Consider the following 13,343-nt stretch of genomic DNA (forward strand, 5'->3'; position numbering starts at 1 on the left):
AATCTCCGTCGAGCAGAGCCTGCACGATGTCACGGTCAACAGGGCCGGCCTGGTGGCGGGCCGCAGCCCAGGTGGCTTCGCCGACCTGGCGCCCAAGGCGCCCCACACGGGTACGTGCGGGGCGCCCGCCCATGTGCCGGCGGTCAGGCGGGGCGGATGTGCTCTGCCTGCGGGCCCTTCTGGCCCTGCACGACGTCGAAGGTCACCTTCTGGCCCTCCTGGAGTTCACGGAAGCCCTGGGCGTCGATGTTCGAGTAGTGGGCGAACACGTCGGGGCCGCCACCGTCCTGCTCGATGAAGCCGAAGCCCTTCTCGGCGTTGAACCATTTCACCGTGCCGGTAGCCATGCGCTTCTCCTTCGTGGGAACCGAGCGGATCCCGCTGGTGCGGGCCCGGAGGTGATCGCCTTGGTCCGGAGAAGCCTTGAGCAGCAAAAACGCCCACGGCATGTACCGCGGGCGAGAACTTCGGAACCACGACTGCTTGATCAAAACGTTACACCGCAGGGAACCCAGCAGCCAGGGAGCCGAACCGGACACGAACCGGCGTGGCTGTGCCGCCCATACACGCTTCGGGCAGGGCATGACCGACGGCCGCGAACACGCGCGGGACTTCCCTGCTGAACGGATGCGGGAGGCCTCGCACTGGCAGACCCTGGGGGAAGAGCCGACCTCGGAGGAGAGCGATGAGCAGTACCAGTGGCTCACGGGCACCGAGCGCCATGGTGCACATGTCGATCTCCGGGGCGCCACCGGTGGCGAACGTGGTCGCTGACACGGTGGGACAGGCGTTCAGGCTGATCGTCGTCCCTGGTCCTGGCACGGCGGGGGACTATGTCTCACCCGCCGATCAGGTGGTCCGCACCCGCTGGCAGGTGGACACGTCGGCCACGACCGACGAAGCCGCCGCACAGCCGGTCACCCTCGCGGACCCCGGTGCCGACCCGGTGAAGGTGGAGCTGAGCGGTCGGGCCGAGGCCGTCGGCAAGGTCGATGCGCTGATCCGCGCGCGCTTCCGCGCCGGACCGCCGACGGGGATTTCGCAGGCGTTCGAAGTGTGGCCGGGGAGTCCGCCCCATCCCACAGGCCACCCATGACCGACGCGGCATGCACCTGGCGATAGGTCAGGCGCTGCCGCACCGCGCGCGCCGACCGAGCCGGCCGCGTGGTCGCACCGAGCGACAGTCGGCAAAACGTTCGGGGCATGACGGCACGAGTGGACGACGCCGACCCGCGCCGAGCCGTGCGCGGCGGCTCCCGCCATAGGGGCGTAAACCCGCTGTCAGTCCGGATGCGCACCGGCCGAGGCAGGCGGACCCTGGATCCATGAGCACCTACGACGACGCCGTGATCGTCACTTGCGGTGAGTTGACGTTCCCGGCACAGGCGGATCTGTCGTCGGCGTCAGGGGATGATCCGCTGACGTCCTGGGGCGGTACTCTCATCGCGGACAACGAGGAGCACGCGTTCGAACTCCGGCAGGCCCGGCAGGGCCTCATCCAGTTCCCCGATGGGCGCGAGGGCTTGTTCAAGGTCACCGACACGGAGACCGGTGAACTGTGGCTCGGGGTCCAGGGCTACGGCCCTACGCCGTTCTGATTCACCCCCCATGACGGCACCCTGCAGGCGCGTTCATCCCCAGCCAAGGCGTCAAGACGGCATAGGCACACACGATGAAGTCAGGCCCCGTCGGAGGCCCCGTCGCCCCTTGTCACTGATCGCGTCTCGCAGCAGCGTCGCGCGAGCAGACGAAAACCTGCAAGGTGGGCTTCCTTCGCCGGCATTGTCCGGATCAGGTGATGGAGGTCGCCTTCCGGTCTCACAGACCTTCCGGCCTCTCAGCCCGACCGTCGACAAACACCCCGTCGCGGAGCCTCCGCCCATCGCCCGGGGCCATCCGGTCGAACTCCCTCGCTCGCCCTGCAGGCCAACTCTCACAATACTCCCGCCCCCGCCCGGCACCAGGGCCGAACGGCCCCATCGCCGTCCGGGCCACCGGGCCGGCTGACCGAGCCGAACAGCGCCTCGATGAATCCGTCATGTCACCGAACTGCTCACTCGAGATGGTCGGCCCCCTTCGCCTACCGCTGAGCCCCGCCATCCTTCCGTGACACCCGGGACGAGGCGACAACCCCGGGGGCGTCCGGCACCGGACGGCGGTGGCCGTCTTGGCGGTGCCCGTGGACTGCGTCCGACTGCGCGTCGTGTTGGGCCGGGCGGCCCATGCCCGGCCGCTCGTTCTCGTCCACCCTGGAGACACGGGCTCCGGACGAAGAAGGTGGTTCCCGTGCCGAATCTGGGTGTCGCAATCGTGCGACAGTACGAGCGCGGGGTGGTGTTCCGACTGGGCCGGCTGCGCGGGGTGCGCGACCCCGGGATCCGGTTCATGATCCCGCTGGCCGACCGGATGTCAAAGGTCACCCTGCGGACGGTGACCATGCCGATCCCGTCCCAGCAGGTCATCACCCGGGACAACGTCTCCATCGGCGTCGCAGCGGTCGCCTACTTCCGCCGGGTCGACCCGGTGAAGTCGATCGTCGAGATCGAGGACGTGTCCAGCGCGATCGGGCAGATCGCCCAGACCACCGTCCGAAACGTGGTCGGCCGCTCCCTCCTGGACCAGGTGCTCACCGACACCGAGACGCTCAACGAGCGGATCAAGGAGATCCTGGACGGCCTGACCCAGCCGTGGGGCGTTCTCGTCCTGGTGGTCGAGCTGAAGGACATCGAGCTCCCGCAGGGGATGCAACGGGCGATGGCCCGAGAGGCGGAGGCCGAGCGCGAGAAGCGCGCCAAGATCATCGCCGCCGAGGGCGAGGCCCTCAGTGCTGGCCGTCTCGCCGAGGCCGCCGACGTCATCTCCGACCACCCGATCGCCCTCCAGCTGCGCAACCTGCAGATCCTCGGCGAGATCGCCGCCGAGAAGAACTCCACCATCGTCTTCCCCGCCCAGTTCCTGGAGAGCGTCAGAGCCCTGACGCGCTTTGTCGGCCAGGAGAGCCCCTCGGCCACGGCCGCCACGGCGGTCACGCCGCAACCGGTCCCTGACGGGGGCCGGATGCCCCGGCCCGACTGGCCGATCCCCCGGGACGACGAGGCCCTCACCAACCCGCTGAAAGGACAGGCCTGGACATGAACGAGCAGACGACCAACGCACCGGTGCGCACCAAGACGTGGAGCCTGCGCCTGGACCTCTTCGAGGAAGGCGATCTCACGTGGGTGCATGCCGTCCTCGACACCGGGGACAACCGGCTGGAGAGCCGCACCGAAGCCCACCGCAACCCGCGCGACCCGGCCGTCCCGGAGATCGGCGACGAGTACGCCGCCGGTCGTGCACTGGTCGACCTCGGCCACCAACTGCTCCGCGCCGGCACGACCGACGCCGACGCCAACGAACCGCCACTTCCCGGCTGACGAGGAGTGCTGGGCGAAGCTGGCGCCCGGCGGGATCGGCCGCATCGCCCTGTCGACCGGCAGCGGTCCCGTCGTGATGCCGGTCAACTACCGCATCCACGACGGCACAGTGGTCTACCGCACGAGCACCGGGAGCACCCCGGCAAGCGCGGCAGGCAACCGGGTCGCCTTCGAAGTGGACTATATCGACGAGGCGCTGCGCGGCGGATGGAGCGTCCTCGTCTCGGGTATGACGATGCGTGTCGACGATCCGGAGGACGTCGAGCAGCTGACACGCCAGGGCGATCCGGACCCATGGGCCGGGGGTGAACGCCACCCGTGGATCAGCATCGCGCCCTCCGCCGTCACCGGCCGGACCATCAGTCTTCCATCAGCGGCGCCACTCGAGGTGGGCCCGAACATCCAGGAGTGTGAGATGAAAGCCGCAGTCGGAGACCACATCATCATCGAGGGCACCCGCCCCGGAACAACGCGCCGCGACGGCGAGATCGTCGCACTGCACCACGCCGACGGCAGCCCGCCCTACGACGTCCGCTGGTCGGACACCGGACACATCGCCGTGGTCATCCCCGGCCCCGACGCGCACGTCCGCCACGACCCGCGCCCAGGAGCCGAGGAGCCAGCACAACCGGGCACCACGAGATCCAAGGACTTTCACCTCTTCGCAAACTGACCCCGAGTCAACACACCTGCACCACTCTGCTCGGCACCAGCACCCACAGGCAGCGCAAACCGGGCACCTCGGGGACTCCCTGGCCGCCGGGGCGGCCCTGGCGGACGTCACGGTCCTGGGTCCGCATCTGCCGCTGGTCGGGTTCGCCAACTACCTGCTCGTCTGGGGCTCCATGCACCAGTGGGGATTCGCCTGGCAGGACGGCAGCCTCACCCGAGGACACCGTCCCTACCGACTCGCGCTCACGGGCGTGCTACTCCTCACGGGTCTGCTGGTCTGGGGCCCTTTCCCGGTGGACATGGTCGGGACCGGCCGACACGCCGGCAACACCACTCCCCCGTCGATCGCCCTGCTCGCCTTCGCCGCCGCACAGTGCGGCCTCCTTCTCACCGCCGAGCCCGCCGGGCGGTGCCTGCTCGGCTCTGCCAGGCGGCGGGACCGCCTCGCCCGCCTCAACCGGGCGGTGATGACCGTCTATCTGTGGCACCCAGTCCCGGTGGTCGTCATCGCTGTCACGCTCTACCCCGCCGGCCTCCCCCCACAGCCGTCCATCGGCACCTGGCAGTGGTGGGTCCTGCGCCCGGCCTGGTTCACCGTCCTGACCGCGCTACTCGTCACGCTGGCCATCGCGGTGCAGCGAGCGCAACGGCCGCTGCTCGGCCTGACCGGAGGGCTGGAACCCGATACGTGGTGGTCTCGCGTTCTGCTCGCGTGCGGCCTCGCTGCGGTCCTCCCCGCCGTCACCCGGCTGGCCGTCAACGGGTTCGCCCCGGCCGGGCATCCAACCGTACCCGTCCTCGCGGTCTACGCGTGCGGGTTCGTCCTGATGTTGCTCTCCGGCCGGCGCCGCCCCGCTCTCGCCACCTCTCGCGGTCCTGACCGCTGAAGGCCCGCGGCGCCCCTCCGCGTCGCGCCTGGCTTCCCGGGTCCCTCAGCGTCCATGTCGCGGCCGTCTACGGTCGGCGTGAGAACGACGAGATCCGGCCGATCTCCTGGAATCCCCGCGCTTCGAGCAGATGGCCTGCGGCGGCCGTGTCGCCCTGTCGGCCGTTGGGCGGTGCGTCCTCGTCCAGGTAGGTGATCACCTCGTGGGCGCCGTGGGCGGCCAGCACCGTGCAGCACTGCTCGGTCAGGTTCGCCCCGAGCCCACGGCCACGGTGCTGCGGATCGATGGCGATCCACCAGAGCACGCCGATCCCGTCCACCGGCACGCCGACCACGGCCTCGCCGACCAACGCGCCGTCGGGCTCGCACAGCCGCAGTCGCCGGTCCGAAGGGCGGCTGGTAGCGGTGACCTCGGCGATCGGGTACGTGCGGACCTCACCGGTATCCCCGCGGTGGGGCAGGACACGGTGAAAGGAGCGCCACTGGCAACCGGTGGAGAAGCCTGCCTCCTCCAGGGCCTTGCGGGTCGCCGGGCGGCTGCGCACCGGCAGGCCCCTCATGCCCAGCGACAGGGCGGTCGGCAACTCGAACGCATAAACAATCCGCCCACCCAGGCGGGACAGCGCCAGCTCGACGAGAACGCGGGCGGCGGCCAGGTCCTCGCCGGCATGCAGCCACAGGACGAGTCCGGCCTGGTCGGTGCGCCGTGTCGCACAGCTGACGGCCCCGAGCACCTGCCCGGTGCCATCGCAACGACCTCGGTGTGCGGGGTGTCCAGCTCCGCCCACCGCTCGGCGTCCACCGGCGAACGCCCTTCGAGGGCCTCAGCAAGCATCACCGGGGTCGCCTCCGGCTGGCCCGTCAGCCGGTCATCGGCGACCAGGGCAAGCACCGCCTCCCGGTCAGTCGCCCTGTACGGCCGCGCGGACAGCCGCACCGCCGGATCCGCACCGCTGGCCACCATGCCGCTCCGCCTCCAAATACTCCACGTCAGGCACCCCGATTCCTGCCCCAAAAAACAGGACTCGCTCGCTGAGGACTCATCAAGCGATTCGTCAGGGAACATCCATACACGAAAGGACTGATGTTCCATCAGAGGCGAACCGGCCGGTGAGCGGAAGTACGCATCTGTTGCCGGTGTGTGGATGGAAGATGAGAAACAGATCGATGCGATCCGCCACCGGTCCTCACCCGGCCGGTGCGTGTCCGGACGTCAGGCCGCCGGGTGCGGAGCGGGAAGCAGGTGGCTGGTGAACCACTGGGTGGCGAGGTTCGCCACTTCCTCCAAGGCGCCGGGTTCCTCGAAGAGGTGGGTGGCGCCGGGGACGACGGTCAGTCGGTTCTCGCAGCGCAGCCGTGCCTGGGCCTGCCGGTTGAGGTCGATGACCACGTCGTCGTTCCCTCCGACGATCAGCAGGGTGGGGGCGGTCACCGCGGGCAGGCGCGGGCCGGCGAGGTCGGGCCGGCCGCCGCGGGAGACGACCGCCCGGACCGGGGAGTCCGGCTCGGCAGCCGCCCAGAGCGCCGCGGCGGCTCCGGTACTGGCACCGAAGTAGCCCACCGCCAGGCCGCGGGCCTCGTCCTGGCCGAGGAGCCAGCGGGTGGCGTCGGTCAGGCGGCGGGCGAGCAGGCCGGTGTCGAAGACGTTCGCCCGGTCGTACTCCTCCTCCTCGGTCAGCAGGTCGAACAGCAGGGTGGCCAGGCCCGCGCGGTTCAGGGCCCGGGCGACGAAGCGGTTGCGCGGGCTGTGCCGGCTGCTGCCGCTGCCGTGGGCGAAGAGCACGATGCCCGCAGCCCCTTCGGGTACGCCCAGCTGGCCGCCGAGCCGGACTCCTCCCACGTCCACGACGACCTCCGGGTCGGCGACCGGCGGCCGTGCACCGGAGCGCGCCGACGCGGCGGGGCCGGGCGGCTCGGTACCGCTCATCTGGGCGTCCGCCTCGTCGAGGCAGGCGACGACCTCGGCGTCGGTGGTCTGGGCGAAGTCCTCGTAGAACTGGCCGATCCCGAAGAAGCCCCCGGGCGTGCTCAGCGCCACCAGTTCGTCGGCAACGTCCTCCAGTCTGCTGGTCCAGCCCGGCGGTGCGACCGGGACGGCGAGGACCACGCGCGCCGCGCCCTGCCCACGGGCGATCAGGCAGGCCGCCCGGGCGGTCGAACCCGTCGCGATGCCGTCGTCCACGACCACCGCCGTCCGTCCCCGCAGCTCCGTCCGGCGACGATCCCCCCGATACCTCCGGGCCCGCCGGTCCAGTTCCACCCGTTCCCGCTCCTCCACCTGCGCCAGCTCGTCCTCGGAGGTCCGGGTGGAGCGCATGACCGCCTCGTTGACGACCCGTACCCCGCCCTCGCCGATCGCCCCCATGCCCAGTTCCGGCTGGAACGGGACGCCGAGCTTGCGCACCACGATGACGTCCAGCGGCGCGTCGAGCGCCTTCGCGACCTCAGCCGCCACCGGCACCCCGCCCCGGGGAAGACCGAGAACGACCAGGTCCCCGCCCGCGAGGTGCTTCAATCGCCCGGCCAGCCGGCGCCCCGCATCCACACGGTCGACGAAATACATGACCCGACCCTCCTCCGGACAGCCTGCGGGACCGCGCAGGGAGCACGGCTCGTGTTCCACGATCCTCTCCCCGGCGGGCGCACGCGAACGGCCGAATCCCGCCGGACAGCCACCCGTCGGTCCCTCCGATCACGGCACAACGCAAGCGGGCGTGCCGCCGCACAGGCTTCGGAGGACGATGAAGGAACAGGCCGATCGGCGACCGCGGTCTCCCTCCAACCTGGCGGAGCCGCCACGCCGGGCAGCCCGTGCGCAGGCCGTACGCCGCCGGAGGTCCCCATGAACACCAGTCCCGCACCCAGCTCTCCCGGCCCAGTGGTGGTCGGCACGGACGGCTCGGAGCACGCCCGCCGCGCCATGGTCTTCGCCCTCCGCGAGGCGCAGCTGCGCGGTGTCGGGGTGCGGACCGTCTGTGCATACGGCGGAGGACACACCGAGCCCTCGGACAGGGGCATGACGGGCTGGAACCGGGCGAGCGGCGAGCCGTCACCGCACCTCCATGACATCGTCTCGCGCGAGGTCACGGACTCGGTCGAGGAACTGCGCCGACAGGTCGGCGAGCCGTTCGTCGAGGTGGAGGTCCGCTGCGAGCGCGGTCGACCCGCACAGGTGCTGCTGGATGCGAGCCGGGACGCGAGTCTGCTCGTGGTGGGCACCCGCGGCGCCGGGATCTGGGGGCGGCTCGCGCTCGGCTCGACCAGTACCGCGGTCGTCCACCACGCCCACGTCCCCGTTGTCGTCGTGCCACCGGAAGGCGAGGCCGCGCCCGGATGAACCGGCGTGCACGGCCCCACCGCCGTGATGAGGAGAGCCATGCAGCACCGCACCGTGCAGGACGTGATGACCCGGGACGTGGTAGTCGCCCACCGCGAGACCACGTTCAAGGAGATCGCCGGACTGCTGCACCGCAACGACATCACCGCCGTGCCGGTCGTCGACGACCAGAGGCGTCCGGTCGGCATCGTGTCCGAGGCCGACCTGATCCGCAAGGAGGCCGGCCTGTTGGAGGAAGGTCACCCGGTGCTCCGCCGACTCCACCCGCACGAGTACTACCGCGCCGAGGGCGAGATCGCCGAGGAGATGATGACCAGCCCGGTCGTCACCGCACGCGCCGGGTGGACCCTGGTCGAAGCCGCCCGGATCATGCACCGCAAGAAGCTCAAGCGGCTGCCCGTGATCAACGAGGAAGGCCGGCTCACCGGCATCGTCAGCCGCAGCGACCTGCTGCTGCCGTTCCTGCGCGAGGACGCCGCAATCCGCGAGGAGATCACGCATGACGTCCTGCTCGACGCCCTGTGGCTCCCGGCGGACGCCGTCGAGGTCGCGGTCGACGACGGCATCGTCACACTGACCGGCACGGTCGAACGCAAGAGCCTCATCCCCATCATCGAGGGCATGTGCCACTCGCTGGACGGGGTGGTCGCCGTCCGCCAGACCCTCGGATACGAGTTCGACGACACCCAGGTCGACGCCACGCAGTCCGCCGTCCGCGGAATCATCGGCCCGCACTCGGCACCTCACCACTGAGCGACACCGTCCGGAACGGCCCGCAGGTCGGGAGGCGGGGTGGCCGTCCTCGGCATCTACTGGAGCTGAAGGCTGCCGCCGAACGATGGGACCGACCGATCATGGGATCTGCCGCCACGGCCGTCGGCCGGCCGAAGACGCTCTTCGACCGCACCGCCGAATGGGACGCTCTGGCCGCCTTCGCGAGCGACCCGCGGCCAGGGCCGACCATCGGCATGGTGACCGGGCCCCGCGGCCAGGGAAAGAGCTACCTCCTCCAAGAACTGGCCCGGGCCACCGACGGCCTCTACTTCGGAGCCCAGGAGGCCGCAGAGACGGAGTCCCTGCGCCGACTGGCCGAGCAGCTCAGTCGCCACACCGGCGAGGACCCCCCGCCCCGCTGGCGGGGCTGGGAGGAAGCGCTGGAGGCCGTGCTTGCCCTCGGAGCGGGTCGGCCTGTGCCGATCGTCCTCGACGGATTCCCGGAACTCGTACGGCAGAGCCCCTCCCTGCCATCCGACATCCAGACCATCTGCCATCGTCTGCGTGACGCGGACGAGCAGAACCGGGCCAGGGTGCTACTGTGCGGCAGCACCATGCCGGTGATGCGCCGACTGCTCGGCAGCGCACCGGCAACGACGGAGTTCCGAATCGAGGTCGGGCGGCTCGACTACCGACAGGGCGCCCGGCTGTGGGGCATCGCGGATCCCCTCCTCGCCCTCCAGGTGGGCGCCGTCGTCGGCTCCAGCCCGGCCTTCCGCCACGACGCGGCGGGCGAGGACACGCCCGCGCACCGCGACGACTTCGACGCATGGGTGTGCCGAACCGTCCTCAACCCCCGCCTGCCCCTGTTCTGGAAGGCGAGCCAGCTGATCGAACGGGAACCGGACGGCTGGGACCGGGCCCTGTGCCACTCCACGGTGGCCGCCCTCGCAGACAGCTGCACGACCACCGGTGCCATCGGGGAGTGGTTGGAGCGCCCCGCGACCGACGTGCCACACATCCTGGCGCTGCTGGGCGACTGTGGGCTGGTGGACGCTACGCCGGACGCCCTCCGCCCCGATATGTCGCACTACAGCATCGCCGAGCCGCTGCTCGCCTTCGACCACGCCGTCATCCGGCCCCACCACGACGAGCTCGAGCGGCAGCAGGCCGCCCAGGTGTGGCGCGCCGTCCGCCCCGCGTTCGAGTCGTCCATCCTTGAGCAGCAGTTCGCCCGGGTGTGCCGGGAATGGGCACTCCGCTTCGCCGCGACCGACACCTACGGCGCGGCTCCGGCCACGGCTGCATCCGGCTCTCTCCCGGTGGCTCCAGGGCAGCCGTCGCTGGAGGCCGACGTGGCGGTCCGCGGTATGGCCCACGATCGCCCGGGAACGCTGCTGTCGGTCGGAATGGCCCGCTGGAACGAGGCGATGGACCTCCCCCACCTCCACGAGGTCCAGCAGGTCGTGGCCGCACTCGCCGAACGCGGTGAGGACGTGAGCCGCACCCGGCCCGCCCTCTACAGTGCGGTGGGCTTCAGCCCCCGCCTTCGGGCCGCCGAAGCCCATGGCGAGCTGATCCTCGTCGACCCGGAGCGCCTCTACAACGGAGCCTAGGACGGGCCGATGCCACCGGCCGGCACACCGCCCGAACCGCGCCTGAATCTGACCCTGCTGGGTGTCGGTGCCATGAACTCCCCACGCTTCGCGCCGGCCGGGCTCCCGCTGTGCTGCGGGTCCGCCGTCGTGGCCTTCGACGGCGGACCCGGAGCCGAACCCCCGCCCCGTCTCGACGCGTGGCTGGTGACCGACGAGCAGGCGGAGCTGCGCGCCGACCTCCACGCGATGGCTGCCCCGCACGAGCTCGTTCCCCACGCGGGGAATCTCGACCTGGGCGAGGTGGCGATCCGCGCCCACCCGGTCGTCCACACCACCCACCCGGCGTGGGGCTACCGGATCGAGACTGACAGTCAAGTAGCAGTGTGGGCACCGGAGTTCTGGGAGTTCCCCGAGTGGGTAGCCGGGGCGGACCTGATGTTCGCCGAGGCCGCCGACTGGGACCGGCCCATCCGCTTCCGCGGCGGCGTCGGAGGGCACATGTGTGTCCAGGACGTCGCCGCCGTGGCCCGGCTGCACGCTGTCCGGCGCCTGGTGTTCGCCCACATCGGCCGCCCCTGCCTGCGCGCGATGGACGCCGGGCACCAGCCCCCGTGGGGCGAATGGGGTGCGGCGGGCCGCACCTACACACCGGCCCGCGCACACCGTCCGTCCCGGCGCGCGTGACGGCACCCGAGGGCAGAGACACGTCGGTCGACGACTCGCGTCACCGTTCCCGCCCGCAGAGGCCGTCATGCCCTGCCGTCCCGCCCGGGGCGCGCCACCGCCCTACCCACGTCATCCGGTGTCGTCCCGGGCGCCGACTCCTCATGGCACTCCGGTTCGCCGCTCCGGCCGATGCGGCGGACGCCCGGGCAGCAGGAGATGCGGCTCCTCCTGCCGGCCCTCGGGCACGATCATCCAGCGGGCTGGCTGTCGGCCCGCGAACGCGGCGACCAGGTCACTGGCCGTCACCAGACCCACCAGCCGTCCTCGGTCACCGCTGACCACGAGTGCGTCGACGCCGGCCAAGCTGAGGACAACCGCCGCGCGGTGCAGGGTGTCGCCGGGATGGACCACGGCGGGACCGGGACGCCGACCCTGCGGCAGATCGCTGACGGTCGTGCCCGTCAACGCGGTGGCCGGCGCGGCGCAGGCCACCGCCAGATCGGCCCGGTCCAGCAGTCCCGTGCACCGGCCGTCCGCACGCACAACCCGCAGGTGGCGGCAACCCGACCGCTCCAGGTGCTCCCACGCCGCCAGGACGCCCTCGTCCTCGGCGACGGCCTACAGGACAGTGCTCATCACCTCGGCGATCGCCCGTTCACCGGACGGCGCCTCGTCTCGGGTTGGGGGTTCCATGGCATCTCCATCGAATCGAATCGTGGCGACCGGACGGGCCCGCGCCAGCGCGGCGGGACTCACCGCTCGGCGGGTGGCTCGCGCTTCCTTCGGTGCTTTCCCTCCGTGCCGTGGCTCTCATCCCGTTCAGCCCGTTCGCCCGGTTCGCCGTCGCGGCCCGACTCTGCGGCGGATCGTTCAGCACCCCCGTCGTCGGACGTGGAGTCGCCGTCCAGGTCGTCCCGGCGGTGCTGGGCGTCCGTGCCCTGTGCCGCCAGGGTCGCTGTGGGGCTGGGCGGGCCGCGCAGGACCCAGGCCAGCGGTACGGCGAGTGCGGCACCGGCAAGCGGGCCGACCAGGTAGATCCACAGCGGCCCGCCCTGGCCTCCCACCAGCGCGGGTGCCAGACTGCGGGCCGGGTTCATCGAGGCACCGGTCGCCGCGCCCGCCCACAGACCGGCGAGCGCGATGTAGCCGCCGATGGCGATCGCCGCATTGTGGCCGACGTTGTGAGCACCGGACGCGGTACCGAGGATCACCGTCACCAGGCCCAGGCTGAGCACGGCCTCCAGCGCCAGGGCGGCGCCGACGCCGACCCCCGGTCCGGGCCGGGTGGCCCCCAGCTCTCCCGCCGTACCGAACAGTCCGCGTAGCAGCCCCGCCGCCGCCAGGGCCCCCGCCAACTGCGCGGCCAGGTAGGCGGGAACGCGCCGCCACGGAAAGTTCCCGCGCGCCGCGAACGCCAGGGTGACCGCCGGGTTGAAGTGGGCGCCCGACGTCTCACCGAGCGTGTAGATCAGCCCGAGGACCATCACACCCGGCGCGACGGCCGCAGCCGCCCGTCCGGTCCCGCCGCCGGTGACGGCGTCGACCACCACGGCTCCGGCCGCGACCAGCACTAGGAAGAACGTCCCCACGCCCTCGGCGACCAGCCGCCGCCACTCGGACTGCCGGACCGTGGCCACGCACCTCACCTCCCTGAGCCCCATCGTGCTCTCCGTACCGCTCCCGGAGCAGGGCCGACCGGGTCACACAGGCGGCCTGCGCCGATTTCGCCACCGCCCCGTGCGGCAGTTGGCTGACGCTGCGGCTTCCTGCTGTCGCTGCTCCGGCGGGTTCCCGTCCGCCAGGTGCGGTTGCGCGTGGGGACCGGGCCAGCTCTCGCAGCTGCCGGTACAGCCTGGTCTCCGGGGTGGTCGGTGCAGAGGGTCACGGACACGTGCAGTTCGTCACGCCCACGGGTGCCCCGGCGGGGCAGGCCCCGGCCGGGAATGCGAACAGTGCCGGGCCGGCTGCCGGGCGGCACGGTCATCGGCACGTCGCCGTCGAGTGCGGGCACGGTCAGCGTGGTGCCGAGGACGGTGTCCGGCACGGTGATCCTCGGC

The 13,343-nt window shown here is 71.6% G+C and carries 17 protein-coding genes; 11 read left to right on the plus strand and 6 right to left on the minus strand.

Annotated features, from left to right (window positions below):
- Positions 1 to 143: 143 nt before the first annotated feature.
- Positions 144 to 347, minus strand: coding sequence for a cold-shock protein (locus ACIBEC_RS17355; RefSeq protein WP_224277403.1), 204 nt, complete (start codon positions 345 to 347; stop codon positions 144 to 146).
- Positions 348 to 423: 76 nt separating this feature from the next.
- On the opposite strand from ACIBEC_RS17355, the gene ACIBEC_RS17360 reads away from it, so the two are divergent.
- The 7 genes from ACIBEC_RS17360 (at position 424) to ACIBEC_RS17390 (ending at position 4,972) form a co-directional block, all read left to right on the plus strand.
- On the plus strand, positions 424 to 774 hold the full coding sequence (locus ACIBEC_RS17360) for a hypothetical protein (RefSeq protein WP_360503943.1): 351 nt from the start codon (positions 424 to 426) through the stop codon (positions 772 to 774).
- Positions 731 to 1,096: a hypothetical protein gene (locus ACIBEC_RS17365; protein WP_360503941.1), complete on the plus strand. Its 366-nt coding sequence runs from the start codon at positions 731 to 733 to the stop codon at positions 1,094 to 1,096. Before ACIBEC_RS17360 ends, ACIBEC_RS17365 begins: the two co-directional genes overlap by 44 nt.
- A 229-nt stretch (positions 1,097 to 1,325) precedes the next feature.
- A complete protein-coding gene (locus tag ACIBEC_RS17370; RefSeq protein WP_360503939.1) occupies positions 1,326 to 1,598 on the plus strand; it encodes a hypothetical protein in 273 nt (90 codons plus the stop codon).
- Positions 1,599 to 2,310: 712 nt separating this feature from the next.
- A complete protein-coding gene (locus ACIBEC_RS17375) occupies positions 2,311 to 3,135 on the plus strand; it encodes a slipin family protein (protein ID WP_360503937.1) in 825 nt (274 codons plus the stop codon).
- Positions 3,132 to 3,413 carry a dsRBD fold-containing protein gene (locus tag ACIBEC_RS17380; RefSeq protein WP_360503935.1) on the plus strand — a complete coding sequence of 94 codons (282 nt, stop codon included), beginning with the start codon at positions 3,132 to 3,134 and terminating at the stop codon, positions 3,411 to 3,413. Before ACIBEC_RS17375 ends, ACIBEC_RS17380 begins: the two co-directional genes overlap by 4 nt.
- Positions 3,331 to 4,086, plus strand: coding sequence for a DUF1918 domain-containing protein (locus ACIBEC_RS17385; RefSeq protein ID WP_360503933.1), 756 nt, complete (start codon positions 3,331 to 3,333; stop codon positions 4,084 to 4,086). Before ACIBEC_RS17380 ends, ACIBEC_RS17385 begins: the two co-directional genes overlap by 83 nt.
- 172 nt (positions 4,087 to 4,258) lie before the next feature.
- Positions 4,259 to 4,972 carry an acyltransferase family protein gene (locus tag ACIBEC_RS17390; RefSeq protein WP_360503931.1) on the plus strand — a complete coding sequence of 238 codons (714 nt, stop codon included), beginning with the start codon at positions 4,259 to 4,261 and terminating at the stop codon, positions 4,970 to 4,972.
- A gap of 67 nt (positions 4,973 to 5,039) precedes the next feature.
- Here ACIBEC_RS17390 and ACIBEC_RS17395 read toward each other — a convergent pair whose 3' ends face one another.
- Entirely contained in the window at positions 5,040 to 5,705 is a 666-nt protein-coding gene (locus ACIBEC_RS17395; RefSeq protein WP_360503929.1) for a GNAT family N-acetyltransferase, read from the minus strand.
- A gap of 479 nt (positions 5,706 to 6,184) precedes the next feature.
- A complete protein-coding gene (locus ACIBEC_RS17400) occupies positions 6,185 to 7,534 on the minus strand; it encodes a phosphoribosyltransferase family protein (protein WP_360503927.1) in 1,350 nt (449 codons plus the stop codon).
- A gap of 279 nt (positions 7,535 to 7,813) precedes the next feature.
- Here ACIBEC_RS17400 and ACIBEC_RS17405 point away from each other — a divergent pair, with 279 nt between their 5' ends.
- From ACIBEC_RS17405 to ACIBEC_RS17420, 4 genes are all read left to right on the plus strand, one after another.
- The gene (locus ACIBEC_RS17405; protein WP_360503925.1) at positions 7,814 to 8,308 is read left to right on the plus strand and encodes a universal stress protein; all 495 of its coding nucleotides are present in this window, start codon (positions 7,814 to 7,816) and stop codon (positions 8,306 to 8,308) included.
- 39 nt (positions 8,309 to 8,347) lie between these two features.
- Positions 8,348 to 9,061, plus strand: a complete 714-nt coding sequence (locus ACIBEC_RS17410; RefSeq protein ID WP_360503923.1) for a CBS domain-containing protein — start codon at positions 8,348 to 8,350, stop codon at positions 9,059 to 9,061.
- 101 nt (positions 9,062 to 9,162) lie between these two features.
- Positions 9,163 to 10,638 carry an ATP-binding protein gene (locus ACIBEC_RS17415; protein WP_360503922.1) on the plus strand — a complete coding sequence of 492 codons (1,476 nt, stop codon included), beginning with the start codon at positions 9,163 to 9,165 and terminating at the stop codon, positions 10,636 to 10,638.
- A 72-nt stretch (positions 10,639 to 10,710) separates the two neighbouring features.
- Positions 10,711 to 11,304 (plus strand): MBL fold metallo-hydrolase, encoded by a 594-nt coding sequence (locus ACIBEC_RS17420; protein ID WP_360503920.1) that lies wholly within the window; start codon positions 10,711 to 10,713, stop codon positions 11,302 to 11,304.
- A gap of 141 nt (positions 11,305 to 11,445) precedes the next feature.
- On the opposite strand, the gene ACIBEC_RS17425 is transcribed toward ACIBEC_RS17420, so the two are convergent.
- The 3 genes from ACIBEC_RS17425 to ACIBEC_RS17435 form a co-directional block, all read right to left on the minus strand.
- A complete protein-coding gene (locus ACIBEC_RS17425) occupies positions 11,446 to 11,829 on the minus strand; it encodes a CBS domain-containing protein (protein ID WP_396287960.1) in 384 nt (127 codons plus the stop codon).
- Positions 11,830 to 12,038: 209 nt separating this feature from the next.
- Positions 12,039 to 12,923, minus strand: coding sequence for an aquaporin (locus tag ACIBEC_RS17430; protein WP_360503916.1), 885 nt, complete (start codon positions 12,921 to 12,923; stop codon positions 12,039 to 12,041).
- Positions 12,924 to 12,928: 5 nt separating this feature from the next.
- Positions 12,929 to 13,330: a DnaJ C-terminal domain-containing protein gene (locus ACIBEC_RS17435; protein WP_360503914.1), complete on the minus strand. Its 402-nt coding sequence runs from the start codon at positions 13,328 to 13,330 to the stop codon at positions 12,929 to 12,931.
- Positions 13,331 to 13,343 lie beyond the last annotated feature (13 nt).

Origin of the sequence: Kitasatospora sp. NPDC051164, from assembly GCF_044455625.1 — a bacterium.
Classification (GTDB): Bacteria; Actinomycetota; Actinomycetes; order Streptomycetales; family Streptomycetaceae; genus Kitasatospora.